15 protein-coding genes are annotated in these 16,098 nt (G+C 57.7%); 8 read left to right on the plus strand and 7 right to left on the minus strand.

Annotation, left to right across the window (positions count from 1 at the left end):
• The first annotated feature begins 408 nt into the window (after positions 1 to 408).
• The 8 genes from QCD60_RS26870 (at position 409) to QCD60_RS26905 (ending at position 9,021) form a co-directional block, all read left to right on the plus strand.
• Positions 409 to 2,040, plus strand: coding sequence for an FAD-binding domain-containing protein (locus QCD60_RS26870; RefSeq protein WP_279790036.1), 1,632 nt, complete (start codon positions 409 to 411; stop codon positions 2,038 to 2,040).
• 32 nt (positions 2,041 to 2,072) lie between these two features.
• Complete coding sequence (locus QCD60_RS26875) at positions 2,073 to 2,225, plus strand: DUF2256 domain-containing protein (protein ID WP_279790038.1); 153 nt, start codon at positions 2,073 to 2,075, stop codon at positions 2,223 to 2,225.
• Positions 2,226 to 2,552: 327 nt separating this feature from the next.
• Complete coding sequence (codB, locus tag QCD60_RS26880) at positions 2,553 to 3,818, plus strand: cytosine permease (protein WP_279790040.1); 1,266 nt, start codon at positions 2,553 to 2,555, stop codon at positions 3,816 to 3,818.
• A gap of 51 nt (positions 3,819 to 3,869) precedes the next feature.
• A complete protein-coding gene (locus QCD60_RS26885) occupies positions 3,870 to 5,075 on the plus strand; it encodes a PucR family transcriptional regulator (protein WP_279790042.1) in 1,206 nt (401 codons plus the stop codon).
• Between the two features lie 97 nt (positions 5,076 to 5,172).
• Positions 5,173 to 6,423: a cytosine deaminase gene (gene codA / locus QCD60_RS26890; protein WP_279790044.1), complete on the plus strand. Its 1,251-nt coding sequence runs from the start codon at positions 5,173 to 5,175 to the stop codon at positions 6,421 to 6,423.
• 325 nt (positions 6,424 to 6,748) lie between these two features.
• A complete protein-coding gene (locus QCD60_RS26895; protein WP_279790046.1) occupies positions 6,749 to 7,129 on the plus strand; it encodes a DoxX family protein in 381 nt (126 codons plus the stop codon).
• 105 nt (positions 7,130 to 7,234) lie between these two features.
• Positions 7,235 to 8,113, plus strand: a complete 879-nt coding sequence (locus tag QCD60_RS26900) for a pirin family protein (protein ID WP_279790048.1) — start codon at positions 7,235 to 7,237, stop codon at positions 8,111 to 8,113.
• Positions 8,114 to 8,148: 35 nt separating this feature from the next.
• Positions 8,149 to 9,021, plus strand: coding sequence for a pirin family protein (locus QCD60_RS26905; protein WP_279790050.1), 873 nt, complete (start codon positions 8,149 to 8,151; stop codon positions 9,019 to 9,021).
• A gap of 22 nt (positions 9,022 to 9,043) precedes the next feature.
• Here QCD60_RS26905 and QCD60_RS26910 read toward each other — a convergent pair whose 3' ends face one another.
• From QCD60_RS26910 to rbsD, 7 genes are all read right to left on the minus strand, one after another.
• A complete protein-coding gene (locus QCD60_RS26910) occupies positions 9,044 to 9,523 on the minus strand; it encodes a hypothetical protein (RefSeq protein WP_104152223.1) in 480 nt (159 codons plus the stop codon).
• A gap of 301 nt (positions 9,524 to 9,824) precedes the next feature.
• Positions 9,825 to 10,838 carry a substrate-binding domain-containing protein gene (locus QCD60_RS26915; RefSeq protein WP_279790052.1) on the minus strand — a complete coding sequence of 338 codons (1,014 nt, stop codon included), beginning with the start codon at positions 10,836 to 10,838 and terminating at the stop codon, positions 9,825 to 9,827.
• 88 nt (positions 10,839 to 10,926) lie between these two features.
• Positions 10,927 to 11,859: a ribokinase gene (gene rbsK, locus QCD60_RS26920; RefSeq protein ID WP_104152225.1), complete on the minus strand. Its 933-nt coding sequence runs from the start codon at positions 11,857 to 11,859 to the stop codon at positions 10,927 to 10,929.
• A 118-nt stretch (positions 11,860 to 11,977) separates the two neighbouring features.
• Positions 11,978 to 12,874, minus strand: a complete 897-nt coding sequence (gene rbsB, locus QCD60_RS26925) for a ribose ABC transporter substrate-binding protein RbsB (RefSeq protein ID WP_279790056.1) — start codon at positions 12,872 to 12,874, stop codon at positions 11,978 to 11,980.
• Positions 12,875 to 13,018: 144 nt separating this feature from the next.
• Positions 13,019 to 13,993, minus strand: a complete 975-nt coding sequence (rbsC, locus tag QCD60_RS26930; RefSeq protein WP_279790058.1) for a ribose ABC transporter permease — start codon at positions 13,991 to 13,993, stop codon at positions 13,019 to 13,021.
• Between the two features lie 50 nt (positions 13,994 to 14,043).
• Positions 14,044 to 15,537 carry a ribose ABC transporter ATP-binding protein RbsA gene (gene rbsA / locus QCD60_RS26935; RefSeq protein ID WP_279790060.1) on the minus strand — a complete coding sequence of 498 codons (1,494 nt, stop codon included), beginning with the start codon at positions 15,535 to 15,537 and terminating at the stop codon, positions 14,044 to 14,046.
• A complete protein-coding gene (gene rbsD / locus QCD60_RS26940) occupies positions 15,537 to 15,968 on the minus strand; it encodes a D-ribose pyranase (protein ID WP_279790062.1) in 432 nt (143 codons plus the stop codon). The genes rbsA and rbsD overlap by 1 nt, the downstream gene beginning before the upstream one ends.
• Positions 15,969 to 16,098: the final 130 nt, after the last annotated feature.

The following is a 16,098-nucleotide window of genomic DNA, read 5'->3' on the forward strand; positions in this document are numbered from 1 at the left end:
ATTCTGTCTGAGGGAAAACGTTGGCTTGAGCAAGATGGCGTATCACACGTTAATCTGTACTCATTAGCAGAAACATTGCTGAAAGTCGTACTAAGACTTAAATAATTAAGTGCACCCTCTTTTCCATTACAACTGAAACGAATACATTCAATTGTGTTCAAAATATAAATACAGCTAAACCCATTCAGTTTATTCATCTATTAGTCGCGCTATTCATTCATCACCCAATAGCGATACACGGGCATTTTTGAATAAAGCTCAGATTACGTTAATTCGATCAAATGCCTTTCGATTGACCTGCTGTTATTTGGCTGTCAAACATCTTTATTCGTCTGATCCAGCCCGCTGAAAGATCTGGATTCAGCGTCACCCCGTATAGGCAAAGAGAAGATTTTCCCGGGGACAACGATGGATAACGGCTGTGAAATAGTCTGGTTCAAGCGCGATCTGCGGCTGACGGACCATGCTCCGCTGCAGCAGGCGGTACAGCGCTGCCAGCAGCGCGGCCACTCTCTGGTGTTGCTGTACTGCATTGAGCCTGAGCTCTGGCAGCAGCCCGATATGGCCCATCGTCACTGGCTGTTTATTCGTGACTGTCTGGCCGAACTGGCACAACAGATACAGTCACGCAGTCTCACTGAGGCTTCATTGCTGGTAGCGTTCGGCTCCCTCACTGACACACTGCACTGGCTGCATCACCACTGTGCAATTCAGGGCCTGTGGAGTCATCAGGAAACCGGCAATGACTGGACCTTCCAGCGTGACCGGCAAGTGCAGGCGTGGTGCCGCGAACACCGGCTTGAGTGGTTCGAGGTGCCCCAGCATGCCGTCAGACGCGGCGGGATCAACCGCGATGACTACGAGCAATTCAGCCAGCAGTTCTTCGATATGACCTGCACCGGTGTGCCAGCACTGGCCATCCCCATGTCTGAACGCGTCCGCCAGCTGCCGCTGGATCAGATCAGCGACATCCACGCTGGTCTGAGCCTGCTTCGCTACAGCGGCGACTTTCTGATTGCGAACCCCAGCGTGCGAGCGATGACCTGCATCAGCGGTGAGCAGATTCAACGCGGGGGGCGCAGTCTGGGTCTGCAGCTACTGGATACCTTTGTTGCCAGTCGCAGTCACCGTTACCTGCAAAATCTGGCCAGACCACTGCAAGGGGCTACCTTCAGTTCGCGTCTTAGCCCTCATCTGGCCTGGGGCAGTTTATCTGCCAGAGAGGTGATGGCCTGTGCCCGGCACGCTTTGGTGCAGGCTGACGATGCCAGCCATCGGCACAATCTGCAGGCATTTATCTCCCGTCTGCACTGGCAGTCGCACTTTATGCAGAAGCTGGAAGCCGAACCGGCCATGGAGTTTGTCGAACAGAACAGGCTGTACCGGGCACAGGCGGAGGGGGCGAACCGCGATGGCGAAGGTGAGCTGGCGCCGCGCCTCACAGCCTGGTTTCACGGCCAGACCGGGCAGCCGATGATTGATGCCTGCATGCGCTGCCTGCGGCAGACGGGCTGGCTGCCATTTCGTATGCGCGCCATGGTGATGAGCTATGCCAGTTACCTGCTGTGGCTACCCTGGCAACGCACTGCACCGCTGCTGGCAACCTTGTTCACCGACTACGAGCCCGGTATTCACTACCCACAGATACAGATGCAATCCGGGGTGACCGGCATCAATCCCAACCGTATTTATAACCCCGTCAAACAGTCTCTTGATCAGGATCCACATGGCCACTTTATCGCTCGCTTCTGCCCTGAACTGGCCAGTTTGCCTGCCAGCTGGCGCCATCACCCGGCCCTGATTGCCCGAGCAGAACTGCTTCGCCATGGCCTTGAGCTGGGCGTCACCTACCCACCACCACTGGTGGATCATGAGGCCGCCGCCCAGCGCGCCAGACAGCGTCTGGCGATGGTCCATAACAACAGTGAGCACCGGCAAGTCAGTCGCAGCGTCTATGAAAAACACGGCAGCCGTCGCCGCCCTGCACAACGGCATGCGGCTTCGTCTGCAGCGGATGTGCGGCAGCTGTCGCTGTTCTGAGCCCCCAAAGTAAGGAACCTGAGAACACCCGAATGGCCCATAAGAAACTCCATTTACCGGAAAAAGTCTGCCCCTGCTGCCTGCGCCCCTTTCGCTGGCGCAAGAAATGGGCAAAAGACTGGGAGCAGGTGCGTTACTGTTCAGAACGCTGCCGCCGTCAGCGCCCTGCGCCCATCCTGCGCTAATGCTGCGCCGTACTGGTGCACTCTGCACCACCTGCCCTGCTGGCGCCACAGCAAGCGACAGTGGCTCACCCGCCTCTCACCTTCTACACTGTGCAAACTGCACAACCATCTCGACGAATTCATCACGCCATCGCACAACACAGGCTGTCTGAGCACCATTACGTTTAAAACTGTTTCAGACTGGTATGCAGTTTGCCTTTACAGCTAGCGTAATTCAGATATCACAACGTGCTCACGAGCTAGCAGCCGATCGTGATCCCGTTCGTAGCGTCGCTGGCGACTTACCCAGTGCACACACCTGCAACGCCGTACTTAAAGGAGTTCCTCATGAGCAATGATGTTCCAACGGATTACCCTCTCTCGGCAGTACCTCATTCTGATCGTAAAGGTCTGCTCTCCACCACGCTGGTGCTGGTCGGCTTTACCCTGTTCACCGCTACCATGTTTGCCGGTGGCAAACTGGCCAGTGGCTTCACCTTCTCGGAACTGCTGTGGGTGGTGCTGATCGGCAACCTGCTGCTGGGCGTCTACGCCGCCATTCTTGGCTATATCGCTTACCGCAGCGGGCTGAATACCCTGCTGATGGGCCGCTTCTGCTTCGGTGAATGGGGCAGCAAGCTGGCCGACATGATCCTCGGCTTCACCCAGATAGGCTGGTACTCCTGGGGTGTCGCCACCATTGCCATCGTGCTGATCAAGATCCTTGACCTGCCTCAGGGCTGGGAAATCCCGCTGATGGTGATCTTTGGTTTTGGCTTCTGCGTTACCGCCTATATTGGTTATCGTGGTCTGGAGTGGCTGTCCCGCTTTGCCGTACCGGCCATGCTGATTTTCATCGTCATCAGCTTTATCAAGGGGGGAGAAGACCTCGGCAGCTGGGGCAAACTGTTTGAGCTGACACCTGCCGATCCGATGACGCTGGCCGCCGGTATTACCGTGGTATTCGGCACCTTTGTCAGTGGCGGAACCCAGGCCACCAACTGGAGCCGCTTTGCCAGGTCCGGCCCCATAGCCATCTGGGCAACCCTGGGTGCCTTCTTCGTCGGTAATGGCCTGATGGTGTTTACCGGTGCCTTTGGTTCACTGGTCTATCAGCAGGCGGATGTAGTCGATGTGATGCTGGCACAGGGTTTTGTCACCCTGGCGGTACTGATGCTGTTCCTTAATCTCTGGACTACTCAGGACAACACCATCTACAACTTTGCAGTCGCAGGCTGCAACCTGCTACGTACTCCCAACCGCAAGTGGGTCACGCTGGCTGGCGCCGCAATCGGTACCGTGCTAGCGATCAACGGTATGTATGACATGCTGATCCCCTATCTGATTCTGCTGGGTACCTTCATTCCGCCGATTGGTGGTGTGATCATGGCGGACTTCTGGGTACGCCATAAGGGTCAGTACCCCAGTCTGGAGTCCGTTACCCTGCCCGCCTTCAATGTTCAGGGGCTGGCAGCTTACGTGATCGCTTCAGCCGCCGCCTATACCTCCCCCTGGATCGCGCCACTGGTAGGCATTGTGGTGGCGGTGGTGGTCTACACCGTACTGGTCAAACTGACCGCCAGCAGCACACTGACCGCGGAGGCCTCGTCATAAACCAGCGTCAAAACCCAGCCCGCCGGATGTCTTCTGCCCGGACATGTCGCCATGCCCATCACCTGCGCTGACATCCCGCATCTGCCCGGCCTTGAAAGCATTCGCTTTCGGGCGGGCTTTCAGGGTGCCCGTCAGGTGGTGCGCTGGCCCTATGTGGCAGAGAACGACACCATCCTGCCCTGGGTGGAAGGCGGTGAGCTGGTATTTATCACTGGCATCAACCATCAGCGTGACAGTGCCAACCTGTGTCAGCTGATTGAAGAGGGCCGTGCCCGGCAGGTAGCGGGCATGGTCATTCTGACCGGTCAGCCGTTTATCCGGCAGATTCCCGCCGCCGTTATCCAGCTGGCCAACCACTACGGCTTTGCCCTGCTGGAGCAGCCCTATGATCTGAAAATGGTCAGCGTGACCGAGATCATCAGCAATGCCATCGTGCAGGACAACCTGCTCGGCCACTCCCGTCGCCTGTTCCTCAGTCGCATTATTGCCGGTATCGCCGAAGCGCCTGAGCTGATCCATCTGCGCGCCCGTGAACTGGGTATCGAGACGCAGCAGCCACTGTGCGCCATGGTGATCCGTCTGGCACAGGGCGGCGACCGGCAACAGCGTGAAGACTGGCAGCAAACTCTCGATGAGTTGCTGCCGGAACGACTGAAGCTGCGTGATAACCCCTTCCCGGTACTGCGGCAACTGCACGACTGGCAACTGATCTGGCCGACGTCACCGGACAGCGAAGACGTTGCCCAGCTGCTGGCTTCCCTGCAGCAGGTACAGGCCGATATGCCACTGGTGATCGGCATTGCCAATGAAGGCAAGGGGCTCAGCAGCCTCGCCGAAGGCATGCAGCAGGCCCGGGAGGCCGCCACCTTTGCTGAAATTCATCATCAGCTCAACCAGCCCGTACACTATCGTGAACTGGGGGTCGCCCGGCTGTTTGCCGCCATTCAGGACAAACGTCTGCTGCTGGATTTCTGCAACCAGACTCTGGGCAGCCTGTGCTTCAACCGCAGCAAGGAATCACAGGAACTGAAAGCCACGCTGGCCTGCTATCTCAACAGCCACGGGCACCATATCAACGCGGCGGCCACACTGGGTGTTCATCGCAACACCCTGCGTAATCGTCTGGCCACGCTGGAAAAAATCACTGGCCGGCCACTGCATGACCCGCTGCACCGGCTCAATCTGCATAACGCCCTGCTGATCGAGCGCATGCTGCTGCACTCCCATCAGCTGGACCCTCATGAGCCCGTGCCATGATGTTTTTTAACTTCCATCCTGCTCTGACGTTTGCCCTGCTTTCACTCTGTTCTGCGGTTGCTCGCCCGCGGCCAGCCACCACGATAAGGAAAACACCATGAAAATCGTCAACGCCCGTCTCCGTCATCGCTCCGAACTCTTCACCCTGTCTATGGACAACGGCGTCTTCACTGCCATCGAGGTGCAGCCTGCGGCCGTCAGTGCAGCGGCAACCGATATCGATGCCGATGGCAATCTGGCCTGTGCCCCTTTTGTTGAGCCTCATATTCATCTGGACGCCGCCCTGACCGCAGGTGAGCCGAACTGGAACCAGAGCGGCACGCTGTTCGAGGGAATTGAGCGCTGGGCAGAACGCAAACCGATGCTGACGCCGGAGGACATCCGCACCCGCGCCCTGAAAACCATCCAGCTGCTGATGGAGAACGGCATTCAGGTGATCCGTACCCATGTGGACACCACTGACCCGTCCCTGACGGCAATGAAGACCTTCTGCCAGCTGCGTGATGAGCTGAAAGACAGGGTGGAGCTGCAGGTGGTGGCCTTCCCGCAGGAGGGCATTCTGTCCTATCCCAACGGACTCAGACTGATGGAGGAGTCACTGGAAATCGGTGCCGATGTGGTCGGCGGTATTCCGCACTTCGAGTACACCCGGGAACTGGGTGAAGCCTCGATGAAGCACGTTATCGCGCTGGCGAAAAAGTATGATCGTCTGGTGGATGTGCACTGCGATGAGATCGATGACCCCAACTCGCGTTTTCTTGAGGTGCTGGCCGCCGAGGCGCTGTTCAACGATATGGGCCATCGGGTCACGGCCAGTCACACCACGGCCATGCACTCCTATGACAACGCCTATTGCTCCAAACTGTTCAGACTGCTGAAAAAATCAGGGATCAGTTTTGTTTCCTGCCCGACGGAAAGCATCCATCTGCAGGGGCGCTTTGACACCTTCCCCAAACGCCGTGGCGTCACCCGTGTCAAGGAGCTGCTGGCCGCAGGTATGAATGTCTGTCTGGCAGAAGATTCGGTGTTCGACCCCTGGTATTCCCTCGGCAACGGTAAGCTGCTGCGGGTGCTGGATGCCGGTCTGCATATCTGCCAGATGATGGGCTATCAGGATATTTCCAAAGCCCTGAGCCTGATTACCGACAACAGTGCCAAGGCGCTTGGTATCAGTGATCGCTATGGCATCGAGGTCGGCAAACCCGCCAACCTGATCATTCTGTCAGGCAGTGATGACTACGAAGTCGTTCGTCGTCAGGAGGATGTGCGCTGGTCAATCAGAAAAGGCGAAGTCATCCTGCAGCGTCAGCCCGCCAGTCTGGTGATCAAGCCGGGCATTCATGCTTAACCCGGCAGTCTGAACTGATCACGGCCAGCACGCTACGCTCGCGCTGGCCCACTCACACTTAAGCCAGCATTAAACGGCACCGCAACATAATTCCAATTCCTTTAAACAACTTCCCCCGAAAGCCGTCAGTTTTTCTGAACATCAAGTGTCAATTTTTCAGCTTTTTCGTAAACGGACCCTCGCCTATAGTTTCTCCATCGACAGCGACTGACCCGGCAAACTAAAACGCTCAGCTGCTGTCAGAACCCGATGTCCCACATCAATATTGCAAGACTCAGCCAGCACTTCACTGGCTGGAAATGACAGAACATTGAGGAGCCAAACCATGAACGCAGCCATCAACGTTGTATCTCGTGTACTGCTAGCATCTCTCTTCGTTATCGCCGGTGTCGGCAAACTGGGCGCAGGTTACGCTGGCACCCAGGGTTATATGGAATCCATGGGTGTACCGGGCTTCCTGTTGCCACTGGTGATTCTGCTGGAAATCGGCGGTGGTCTGGCACTGGTTGCAGGCTTCCAGACCCGCTGGATCGCCCTGATTCTGGCAGGCTTCAGCATCGTCACCGGCTTCCTGTTCCACTTCCACCCCGGTGATGCCATGCAGATGACCAACTTTCTGAAAAACCTGTCTATCGCCGGTGGTCTGCTGTTGCTGGTTCAGCACGGCGCCAGCTACCCCAGCATCGACAAACGTCAGGCTGACTGATCCCCCCTTGCCAACCCTGCCCCGTGCAGGGTTGCTCCCTTAATAACGTAAGCACGCTGTGACTGATGCCCACGTTATCGACACCATAGTGAAAAGGAGGATGCCATGAATTCCACTGTCCACACCCCCGGAAAAAGCCGCGAAGTTGAGCATGTCGTTGCCGGTATGGAGGCTTCCGACGGCGCAGGCGTCCGTCTGCAGCGGGTGCTGACTCAGGAGCTGCAACGTCGCCTTGACCCTTTCCTGATGCTGGATGAATTTCGCTCCGATAACCCCGATGACTACATCGCCGGTTTCCCCGAACACCCTCACCGCGGTTTTGAAACCGTGACTTACATGCTGGCTGGCCGTATGCGTCACCGCGATAACGCCGGTAATGAAGGCTTGCTGACAGCAGGTGGCGTGCAATGGATGACGGCCGGTCGCGGCATTCTGCACTCCGAGATTCCCGAGCAGGAAGACGGCCTGATGCACGGCTTCCAGTTGTGGGTGAATCTGGCCAGTGACAAGAAAATGATCGACCCCGGTTATCAGGATCTGCCCGCTTCGGCCATTCCTGAATACACCAGCGAGTCCTGTGCCCATATCCGGGTGATTGCCGGGGAGAGCGAAGGCGTGGCCGGTGCCATCAGCCGCCCGGACACCGAGCCACTGTATCTGGATATTGAACTGGCCCCCGGCAAACCCCATTGGCAGGCTATCCCTGCCAGCCACAACGCCTTCATCTATGTTTACTCGGGTGAAGTGCTGGCCGGTGACAGCCAGCGCAAAGTCACTACTCGCCGTCTGGCGGCACTGTCAGGCAACCGCATGCGTGACCACGACGGCCAGGGTATCAGCCTGCAGTCGGCGGAAGGAGCACGGTTACTGCTGATCGCCGGACGTCCACTGAATGAACCGATTGCGCAGTGGGGGCCGTTCGTGATGAACACCCGAGAACAGATCGAGCAGGCCGTTACGGATTTCCGCAACGGCGACTTCTGAACCCGCGATTAAAACGTGTCACCGGAGGACAGGATATGCCCAGCTTACAGCACCTGCTTCATCCCAAAGCCAAGGACATCGGCTTCCCCGTCCGCCGCCTGCTGCCCGCCGTCGTGCGCCAGAGTGTCGGCCCCTTTGTTTTCCTTGACCATATGGGCCCGGCACACTTTCAGCCCGATACCACCGAAGGGGACGTGCGCCCTCACCCGCATATCGGTCTGGCCACCCTGACCTACCTGTTCAGCGGCGCCATCATGCATCGTGATAGTCTCGGCACCGTGCAGGAAATCACGCCGGGCGCGGTCAATCTGATGGCGGCGGGCAAAGGCATTACCCACTCGGAACGGATGCCTGCCCATGTCCGGCAGGATGACGCGGCGGTAGAAGGTATCCAGATGTGGCTGGCTCTACCCAAGCCACTGGAGGAAATGGAGCCGGAATTCCTGCATTACCCCAGTACGGCCATGCCTGAATTCAATGGTGATGGCATTCACCTGCATCTGGTGATGGGTAGCGCTCTGGGCCTGACCTCTCCGGTCAAAACCTACGCCCCGACCCTGTTTGCCGCCCTGACCATGAAGGCAGGCAGCCAGTTCCAGCTACCTGCAGATTACAGCGAGCTGGCGTTTTATGTGGTCAGGGGTGAGGTGTACACCGATCAGGACGAGAAGGTGGAAGCCTTCAATCTGGGCATCGCCGCAGACCATGACGGCCTGTGCCTGATTGCTGAACAGGACAGCACGCTGATTGTGCTGGGGGGCGAGCCGCTGGATGGACGGCGCTTTCTCAACTGGAATTTTGTTTCCAGTCGCAAGGAGCGCATCGAGCAGGCACGGGAAGACTGGATCAATCAACGTTTCCCGACCATCCCTGGCGATGATCAGGAATATATTCCACTGCCACGTTAATGTCGGCAGATGCGGGCTGGGGTTACTGCAGGGTCATGGAAGCAGCGGGACTGCCCTGCTGGTCCCAGTCCAGATTCAGTGCCCAGTCTGCTTTCTTTTCTGACTCCATCAGAATCTTGATCAGCCCGTGCAGCAGTTCAGCGGACAGCACAAAGGTTTCGCCCTGCTCCTGCTCGTCATACAGGCCGATGAGATGACGACCATCACTGTGTGAGCCGTGGCGAATGGCCATCACCAGAATCGCCTCTCCGGCAATAGCCGCGGGCGGTTCGGGAGTGGTATCGAGCTTTTTGTCGATCTGCTGGTGCTGCATCTGCTTCATCCAGCCCTGCGCCTGCGGGGTTACCCCCGGCACCAGCTGAGTGTTGAGACGCTGCTGAATCACTTGCCACAGAATCCGGCAACAACGGCGCGTGAGCCAGAACCCCAGCACACGGTCACCGAGATTGACCCGCAACAACATCCTGTCCTGCTTGGCATCGTAGGTAAGCTGAAACTGCATTGAGTCCTCACTGTCTTGAGCGTTAATCACTGTCCTGAGCGTTAGACACTGTCCTGAGTGCTAATTGCCGCGGGCATGTCCCTGATCTCGTGCGCCAAAAGTCACGCCGAGTGGCCGATACGCAGCAGATCAGGAATACGTTCCTGCGAGCCTGCCAGACTTGACCGGCTTTTTCGCAGTAAGCCCGGCGTCACATCCGACAGAACTCCTAGCTTCCGCTGCCAGCTGGCATCTGTAAACCCGTCTTTTGGCTGAGCAGCCGTCACGCCACTGCTCAGAAACTACTGATCAAAACTACTGCTCAGACGGTTGGGCTTAACCGGCGTACCGATGCACGCTGCACCAGACTGGGTTTCATCATCACCGTACGGTCTGCCTGCTGTTTATCCTGTACCCGTTCAAGCAAAGTTTGTACCGCAACGGCAGCAATGCGTGCCGTGTCCTGATGAATGGTGGTCAGCGCTGGCGTCATATAGCGGGCAAAGGGAATATCGTCGTAGCCCACGATGGAGAGATCATCCGGTACCCGGACGCCGTGTTCAGCAGCAGCACTGATCAGCCCCATGGCCATCATGTCATTGCCAGCGACCATGGCGGTCGGCCGTTGCTGCAATTGCAGCAGCGCCAGCATGGCCTGATAGCCACTGTCGCAGTCAAAGCTGCCTTCCAGCACCCACTGCGGATTGACCACCAGATCTGCCTCCTGCATCGCCCGCTGATAGCCCTGCCAGCGCTGCTGCGCGGGCAGCTTCTGCATCGGCCCGGTCAGGCAGCCAATATCACGGTGCCCTTCATCAATCAGGTGGCGCGTGGCCAGATAACCGCCCTCTTCGGCGCTGTCCTGAATGGTGTCCATTCCCGGCTGAATCGGACCCCAGTCCATGATCACGGTCGGCACCGAGCCAAAACGCTCGAACCAGCCCGCTATATGGTGATTGGTTTCGGTGCACATCAGCAGTAACCCATCGACCCGGCGCTGCAACAACAGATCAAGATGACTCTGCAATCGCTCTACATCGCCTTCGGTGTTGCACAGAATCAGGTGATAGCCCTGCTGATAACAGGCGTGTTCGACATTGCGCACCAGTTCGGAAAAGAACGGGTTGGTGCTGACGGTAACCAGCATGCCGAAGGTCTTGGTGGTATTGATCTTGAGGCTGCGCGCCACCGCACTGGGAGCATAGTTGAGCTGAGCGACAGCAGCCTGCACGCGCGTGCTGATCTCTTCGCTGACGTAACGGGTGTGATTGATAACGTGAGAAACAGTGGAGGTGGATACACCAGCAAGCCTGGCGACGTCCTTGATGGTAGCCATGGGGCCAGATACTCCTGCCAGGACACTTCTTGAAGCGCAGCACAAGGGTAACGGCGCCTGCCGCTACCTTTATGCTGGAGCCTATTTTTTACTGGGCCTGCAGGAAGCTATCCACTTCAGCCCGACGCGGGATAGACGTCTGCGCACCCAGACGAGTGACGGAAATAGCCGCGGCAGCATGAGCAAAAGGCACCGCTTCCTGCATGGACTTGCCTTCCAGCAGCGCTACCAGCAATCCGGCATTGAAGGTATCACCGGCTGCGGTGGTATCAACTGCCTGCACCTTGAAGCCGGTTATCACAGCCCCGTCAGTTCCGGCGTCACTGCGCTGGCTGATATAGGCACCCTGCGAACCCAGGGTAATCACTACCGTCGAAATCCCCAGAGCATGGAGGCTGGCCGCCGCCTCTGCCGCCGAGGCCTGATCCCTGACGGCGATCCCGGTCAGCACTTCGGCTTCGGTCTCGTTGGGGGTAATCATATCCACCTGACTCAGCAGCTCTGCAGGCAGGCTGCGCGCCGGAGCCGGGTTCAGTACCACACGCACACCGGCCTCGCGGGCGGTACGGGCAGCCAGAATGCAGCCATCCAGCGGGGTTTCCAGCTGCATCAGCAGTGCACCTGCCTGCTTGATCATCGGCAGATGCGGCTCGATGCGTTCAGCACTCAGACGGCCATTGGCCTCTTCTGACAGGCCGATGCAGTTCTCGCCTTCGGCGTTGATATAGATGATGGCAATGCCGGTGGGCAGATCGCTCTCCACCATGACGCCATCAATGTTCATGCCATCCTGAGCGAAGGCTTCACGCATGCTGCGGCCGGTATCATCGTTACCCACGCAGGCGATAAAGCTGACGTTACCACCCAGACGCGCGGCGGCAACGGCCTGATTGGCGCCTTTGCCACCGGCCACCACCTGATAGCCGCGACCGCGGATGGTCTCACCGGGACGGGGGAAATGCTCTACCTGCAGAATGTGATCCGCATTGACGCTGCCTAAAACAACCAGGGATTGGCTCATTATCATTCTTCTCATTTTGCTGAAAGTCGTCCGCCGCTGCGGCCCGCCTTGGTTCTCAGGGACGAAAGCGAGCCCGGGGCTCGCTTTCATCGATCATTTACCGCAAAGGCAACGAACGTTATTCAGTAATCAACTTCAAGTCGACGGGAATATTAGCCTCAACGTCGCCACCTTTCAGCAGCTTGTCAGCAGTAATTACGCCGATCTCACCGATTTTTTCGGGTTGCTGGGCAACGGTCGCTGCCATCAGGCCACGCTGTACGGCCACTTTGCCGTCGTCAGTGCCGTCAAAGCCCACCATCATGATTTTCTTGCCAGAGGCCTGAATGGCACGCACAGCGCCCAGTGCCATTTCGTCGTTCTGGGCAAACACGGCCTGTACATCAGGATGAGCGTTGAGCAGGTTTTCCATGACGTTCAGCCCCTTGGTGCGGTCGAAGTCAGCGGGCTGGCTGGCCAGTACGGCAAAGTTGTGTGCCTTGGCAGCCTGATTGAAACCTTCACCACGATCACGGGCAGCAGAGGTACCGGCGATCCCTTCCAGCTGGATAACCTTGGCACCATCACCCAGTTTTTCAGCGATGAAATCACCGGCCAGCTTGCCGCCTGCTACGTTGTCAGAGGCAATGTGGCTGACCACTTTGCCGCCAGCAGCGCCACGATCCAGCGTCAGTACCGGGATGTTGGCATTGTTGGCCATACGCACTGCATTCACTACCGCTTCAGAGTCAGTGGGGTTAATCAGGATGGCCTTGACCTTACGTACAGTCAGGTCTTCCACGTTGGCCAGTTCTTTACCCGGATCATTCTGGGAATCCAGCACCACCAAATCATAGCCCAGCGCTTTGGCGGTAGACTCTGCCCCCTCTTTCATGGTGACGAAGAAGGGGTTGTTCAGCGTCGACAGCACCAGTGCCATGCTGTCTGCATGAGCGGCATTGATGCTGGCACCCAGCAGGGCAGAAGACAGCAGCACAGCGGCTTTGGTACGAGAAAACAGATTAGCGACTTTCATGACCGATATTTTCCTTGTTGTGTGGGGTCCGACAGAACATCGGGGAAGTATCAGGTCTTCATGACCATTAACGCAGCCCGTCCTGAGCAGCGGCAGAGCCAGACACTGACGGCTTATCGGTTCCGTCAGCGCCGTGAGTTTGCGTTACTTGCTTTTGTTGTCGACCAGCACCGCCAGCAGGATGACCACCGCTTTGGCAATCATCTGATAGTAGGACGACACATCCAGCAGGTTCAGCGCGTTATTAAGAAAACCAATGATCAGTGCACCAATCAGCGTGCCCATCACCCGGCCCTTGCCGCCTGCCAGACTGGTGCCGCCCAGTACCACAGCGGCGATGGCATCCAGCTCATAGCCCATACCGGCGGTTGGCTGAGCGGAGGAAAGGCGTGAGGTCACAATCAGACCTGCCAGTGCCGACAGCATGCCGCACAGGGCATACACCGCCACTTTGACCTTGTTGACGTTGATACCCGACAGACGGGTGGCCGCCTCGTTGCCGCCCAGCGCGTAGATATAGCGGCCCAGCGGCGTGTGATGGAGCAGATACCAGGCACCGGCAAAGACAAAGACCATCAGCCAGACCGGAACCGGAATACCAAACCAGTAACCGGTGCCGAGCACGGCAAAGGCATCGCCCGCCTCATTGAAACCAGTGGTAATCGGACGACCATCGGTATACACCATGGTCACGCCACGCAGCAGCGTCATGGTCACCAGTGTTGCGATAAAGGCCTGTACCTTGCCTTTGGCCACAATCAGACCACTGACGCAACCGAGCAGTAATCCGGCGCCCAGTGTGACCACCAGCGTGACCGCCAGCGGCAGCTCCATGGCTACCATGGAGGCGGCAAAAGCGCCGGTCAGCGCCAGTACGGACCCGACACTCAGGTCGATACCGGCAGTCAGAATCACCAGTGTCATCCCCACGGCCATGATGGCGTTGACGGAGGTCTGACGCAGAATATTCATGAAGTTGTCGACAGTGAAGAAGTTGCTGCTCATGGCCGACACAACGGCGATCAGGATCAGCAGGGCAATCAGAGACTTCTGCTCCATCCACCAGTGCTTGCTGAACAGGCCGGTGGCAGGAGTAAGTTGACGGGTGCTGTTATTCATTATTTTCACTTCGGCAATTGATCAAAGGTGACTGACGACGCAGGAGGCCATTACGCCGCCTGCTTACCTACGGCAGCGGCCATTAATTTTTCCTGGGTGGCATCGTTGCGCTCAAACTCGGCACTGATGCGCCCCTCGTGCATTACCAGAATGCGATCACTCATCCCCAGCACTTCCGGCATCTCCGATGACACCAGAATGATGCTCATGCCTTCCGCCTTGAAGGTATTGATCAGCTGATAGATCTCCTTCTTGGCACCGACATCGACGCCACGGGTAGGCTCATCGAGAATCAGCACACGGGGACGGGTCATCAGCCCCTTGGCGATGGAGACTTTCTGCTGGTTACCGCCGGACAGATTGCGGATCAGCTGTTCCTGACTGGGGGTCTTGATATTAAAGTGGCGCACGTATTCATCCACAGCACCGGTCTCTGCCTGCTTGCCGATACGGAAGCCCGCACCGGTAAACTGACGCAGTGAACTCAGGCTCATGTTCTCCCGTACTGACAGTTCCAGCACCAGACCATCGCCCTTGCGGTCTTCGGAGATATAAGCAATCCCGCTGCGCAGGCCATCCTGCGGGCTGTTGTGCTGAACCACCTGCCCGGCGACGCGGATACTGCCCGCCGTGGCGCGACTGGCACCAAACAGCAGCTTCATCAGCTCGGTACGCCCTGACCCCATCAGGCCGGAGAAACCCAGAATCTCCCCGGCTTGCAGGCTGAAGCTCACCTCCCTGACGCCGGGGCCGCTCAATTGCGCCACTTCCAGCGTTGCCTGCCCCTTGTCGGTATGAATGCGGGGGTATTGCTCCTCCAGCTTGCGCCCCACCATCAGCTCGATCATTTCCTCTTCCTGCAGGCTTTCAATGGCGCGCTCAGTGATGAAACGACCGTCACGCAGGATGGTGACACGGTTGCAGATCTCGAAGATTTCTTTCAGACGGTGGGAGATATAGACGATGCCGCGCCCTTCGGCCCGCAACTCGCGGATCACCGCAAACAGGGATTCGGTTTCGGTATCGGTCAGCGCATCGGTCGGCTCATCCATGATGATGACCCTGGACTCGAACGACAGCGCCTTGGCTATTTCCACCATCTGCTGTTCGCCGATGCTGAGATCACCCAGACGGGTCTGCGGGCTGTGGCGCACGCGCAGCTTGTCCAGCAGCTGCTGGGCTTCGGCGTACATCTGCCGCCACAAAATGCGGCCATAAGCGCTGGTCTTTTCGCGACCGAGGAAGATATTTTCGGCGATGCTGAGATCAGGGATCAGGTTCAGCTCCTGATGGATAATGCTGATGCCCGCCGCCTGCGAGGCTTTCGGGCCGGTGAACCACTGCGGTTGGCCCTGATAGCTCAGGGTGCCCTGGTCTGCCTGATAAATCCCGGTCAGCACCTTCATCATGGTCGACTTGCCAGCACCGTTTTCTCCCAGCAAGGCCATGACCTCACCGGGATAGACATTGAGTGCAGCGCCGTCCAGCGCCTTCACACCCGGAAAGGCCTTCTCGATACCTGTCAGCGAGAGGATAGGTTCCATCACTGCCCTCCCTCGAATGCCACTCCTGCGTGCAGGATGATATTGGCATAGGGAGTACATTCACCCGTACGCACCACGGCGCGGGAGCGTCCGCTCTGTACTTTGAAATCACTGTGGCTGACGTAGTGGATGGCGATGTCGATACCGCGGCGCTGGCCTGCCGCGCCGACCAGCGTCAGCATGGCCTGATGCATGTCGGGGCTGACGGAGGGCAGTTCCTGCGCCAGCGTCACGGCCTCCACCGCTACTTCGGCCAGTACCACTTCCAGTGTATCCAGCAAACCGGGAACGCCGCGTTTGAGCGCCAGATCAATACGTTCAACCTGTGCAGGGATGGGCAAGCCCGCATCACCCAGCGTAATTTCGTCAGTATGACCAAGCATGGACAGGCAGGCAGACAAGGGCTGGTTAAGTAAAGGACCGAGTCTCATCGACGGCTCCGGGTTATAGGTATTAGGTGGAGCGAAACGTTTGCGCAAACGTTTCGATGAAAATTTCAGGAAGTATAGAGAGAAATCCGGACGGAGCAAGAAGTGTTCAACGATGACGTTCACGTCAAAA

It is taken from the genome of Pokkaliibacter sp. MBI-7, assembly GCF_029846635.1.
Classification (GTDB): Bacteria; Pseudomonadota; Gammaproteobacteria; order Pseudomonadales; family Balneatricaceae; genus Pokkaliibacter.

Coding starts and splice junctions, on each gene's coding strand:
- QCD60_RS26870 (WP_279790036.1), top strand. CDS start 409: ATGGATAACGGCTGTGAAATAGTCTGGTTCAAGCGCGATCTGCGGCTG.
- QCD60_RS26875 (WP_279790038.1), top strand. CDS start 2,073: ATGGCCCATAAGAAACTCCATTTACCGGAAAAAGTCTGCCCCTGCTGC.
- codB (WP_279790040.1), top strand. CDS start 2,553: ATGAGCAATGATGTTCCAACGGATTACCCTCTCTCGGCAGTACCTCAT.
- QCD60_RS26885 (WP_279790042.1), top strand. CDS start 3,870: ATGCCCATCACCTGCGCTGACATCCCGCATCTGCCCGGCCTTGAAAGC.
- codA (WP_279790044.1), top strand. CDS start 5,173: ATGAAAATCGTCAACGCCCGTCTCCGTCATCGCTCCGAACTCTTCACC.
- QCD60_RS26895 (WP_279790046.1), top strand. CDS start 6,749: ATGAACGCAGCCATCAACGTTGTATCTCGTGTACTGCTAGCATCTCTC.
- QCD60_RS26900 (WP_279790048.1), top strand. CDS start 7,235: ATGAATTCCACTGTCCACACCCCCGGAAAAAGCCGCGAAGTTGAGCAT.
- QCD60_RS26905 (WP_279790050.1), top strand. CDS start 8,149: ATGCCCAGCTTACAGCACCTGCTTCATCCCAAAGCCAAGGACATCGGC.
- QCD60_RS26910 (WP_104152223.1), bottom strand. CDS start 9,523: ATGCAGTTTCAGCTTACCTACGATGCCAAGCAGGACAGGATGTTGTTG.
- QCD60_RS26915 (WP_279790052.1), bottom strand. CDS start 10,838: ATGGCTACCATCAAGGACGTCGCCAGGCTTGCTGGTGTATCCACCTCC.
- rbsK (WP_104152225.1), bottom strand. CDS start 11,859: ATGAGCCAATCCCTGGTTGTTTTAGGCAGCGTCAATGCGGATCACATT.
- rbsB (WP_279790056.1), bottom strand. CDS start 12,874: ATGAAAGTCGCTAATCTGTTTTCTCGTACCAAAGCCGCTGTGCTGCTG.
- rbsC (WP_279790058.1), bottom strand. CDS start 13,993: ATGAATAACAGCACCCGTCAACTTACTCCTGCCACCGGCCTGTTCAGC.
- rbsA (WP_279790060.1), bottom strand. CDS start 15,537: ATGGAACCTATCCTCTCGCTGACAGGTATCGAGAAGGCCTTTCCGGGT.
- rbsD (WP_279790062.1), bottom strand. CDS start 15,968: ATGAGACTCGGTCCTTTACTTAACCAGCCCTTGTCTGCCTGCCTGTCC.